Source organism: uncultured Campylobacter sp. (assembly GCF_938018145.1).
Taxonomy (GTDB): domain Bacteria; phylum Campylobacterota; class Campylobacteria; order Campylobacterales; family Campylobacteraceae; genus Campylobacter_A.
The window spans coordinates 1-2,231 of sequence record NZ_CALIII010000062.1; the positions used below are offsets into that span (position 1 = coordinate 1).

2 protein-coding genes and 1 pseudogene are annotated in these 2,231 nt (G+C 47.3%); all 3 read right to left on the reverse strand.

What is annotated here, in order from left to right; all coding sequences use genetic code 11:
• Positions 1–992 (reverse strand): annotated as a pseudogene (locus tag Q0338_RS01430) (PD-(D/E)XK nuclease family protein); the annotation flags it as partial.
• A gap of 58 nt (positions 993–1,050) precedes the next feature.
• Positions 1,051–1,521 (reverse strand): FixH family protein, encoded by a 471-nt coding sequence (locus Q0338_RS01435; RefSeq protein WP_298085204.1) that lies wholly within the window; start codon positions 1,519–1,521, stop codon positions 1,051–1,053.
• The coding region (locus Q0338_RS01440) for a hypothetical protein (RefSeq protein ID WP_298085205.1) at positions 1,514–2,231 on the reverse strand (718 nt) is incomplete at its 5' end. The genes Q0338_RS01435 and Q0338_RS01440, both read right to left, overlap by 8 nt.

Genomic DNA, 2,231 nt, shown 5'->3' on the forward strand with positions numbered 1-2,231 from the left:
TTATCCTCGCTCAAATTTACGCGGATTTTGTCGTTTATCGCGGTTACTATGCACTCTAAAATTTGAAAAAACCGCGTGCGAGTAAAGCTCTCGCCCATCGCAAAGTTAAACATCTTGCCGCGGTCGTGCAGGCGCAAGATCTCGGCAAAGCTCTCATCGGGCAAGATAACGGCGATGTTTTCGGGCTTGATGCCATCAGCCACGAACTCGCTAGCCTTTGCCATCGCGTAGGCTGCCTGCAGGCTTCTAGCGCTAAAGCTTCTTTTTAAAACGAGCGGATTTTTGCGCACGGAGCCAGTTTTTCTTAGCTCGCGCGAGCTCAAATTTAGCTCAAATTCGCCGTATAGGCTAAACTCGCTCGCCTCAATCCCCGAAATTTCGGCTAATTTTAGGATCAGTTTTTTGTTAAATTTACTGGTTTGAAAGATGATTTTTAGCGTCGTTAGCTTTGCGATCTCGCCAAACAGCTCCCACTCAAATTCGCTCAAAAAGCCGTCTACTTCAAGATAAATCTCGCGAAATTCCCTGACAAATCCGCCGTTTAGCTCGTAAATCTCAGGTAGCACGATACCGTCGTATAGATTTTCGGCCGCTAGCAGCTCCTTATAGCGCGCGAGCACCGCCTCGAGGATGCCCAAATGCTCCTCGTAATCGGCGTAAATATCGCTAAATTTTAGATCCGCCACGCTCTTTTTGCTGATGGCTAGCTCCTTAAAAAAGCTAAAAAGATAGTCGTTGTTTTTCAAAAACGCGAAAAACTCCGACGGGATACGCAGCCGCTCGGAGGCCTCCCTCACGCTCGCGCAGGCTCGCTGCATCAGCACCAGCGCGTACGCCTCGTCCGCCTCAAAGCGCCCGGGCACCAGCACGGCCTTTTGCTCAAACTGCGCTATCGTCATGGCCTTTGGCACGAGTTCGTTTTGAAATTTCGCGTTAAATTCGCGGATCTTTCGCGAGTTGGTAAAGATGTAAAGTTTGTCTAAATTTTGCATAGAAGCTCTTTGTTTTTTGGCGAAATGATAGCCCAGAGCGGCTGAAAATCAAAGAAAACTAGCGCGCTTCGAAGTTAAATTTATAAAAGCCCGTGTCGTTTGCGTCGGAAATTTTTAGCAAAATTTGCCATCTGCCTTTTTTTGGGAGCGTCACGGGCGCGGTTTTTAAAATTTGCCCGTCAAATTTGGCGTTTAAATTTTGATTTTGCTCGTTCGTCGCTGGTCTGGTTAGCAAAATCTCGTGCGTGAAATTTGGCGCTAAAGAGCCGTTTTTAGGCGTGACGGCGATCGCAAAATGCCCGCTTAGCCCGTCAAATTTAGCCTCAAATTTAAGAGCGTATTTGGCGTCAAATCTACGCTGGCTAGCCTCGATCTCGTTTATATTTTCATCGACGTTTTGGTAGCGCTCGAAGTAAAAACCGTCCATCTCCACGGGGTTTTTGACGGCCAGAATGATGGTCGCTACGCAGGAGGCGACTATCAAAATAAGCGAGCCGACGATAGCGTGAGGCCAGTAGTTTTTAGCCATTTTTCCTCCTAAATTTTCTAAACGCGGCGGCGCAAACAACGACAGCGATAGAGCCGTAGATAAAAATCCTAAACGCATCAAGCGTGCGGCGGTTTTGATTGCCGACCGCGTTTTGCAGGCTCACGCCCTTGCCTGCGGCGATCTGCTCGGCAAGATCGGCGTAGCCGTTTAGCACGGCGGCGTTAAAGATATCTTTGCCGTTTTTGGACGCTAAGATCGGTAAAATCGAGCCTGAGCTTGGATATGGGCTTAAAATTTTCTCTTTATCAAAAAGCTTAAACGTCTGGGGGTCGGCAAAAATTTCCACCTTGTGTTCAGCCTTAGCAAGCATCAAAAGCGCGTAAGGCGGGGTCAAATTTAGCTGAGCTGCCGCTTCTTTTAGCGTTTTGCCATCCAAGCTCTCATAAACCGCGACCCCTGCAAACATGCCGCTTTTACTCGCTAGCTCCTGGCCTAAAACCGCGATTTTCTCGCTCACGGCCGGGCTTAATATATTTTGATTTACCAAGACTATCTCGCGGGGTAAATTTGAGCCCTGCAAAGTCGCCGCACCGTAGAAAATAAAAAGCAAAAAGATAAAAAATGCGCGGGTCAAATTTAAATTTAGAAAACTCCTTGTAAATTTAACGCACCGAAAAAAAGCGAGCGCAGTCAAATTTGAGCTAGCGTAATTTATAAATTTCATCGGCCAAGTTGAGCATTTTCGAGCA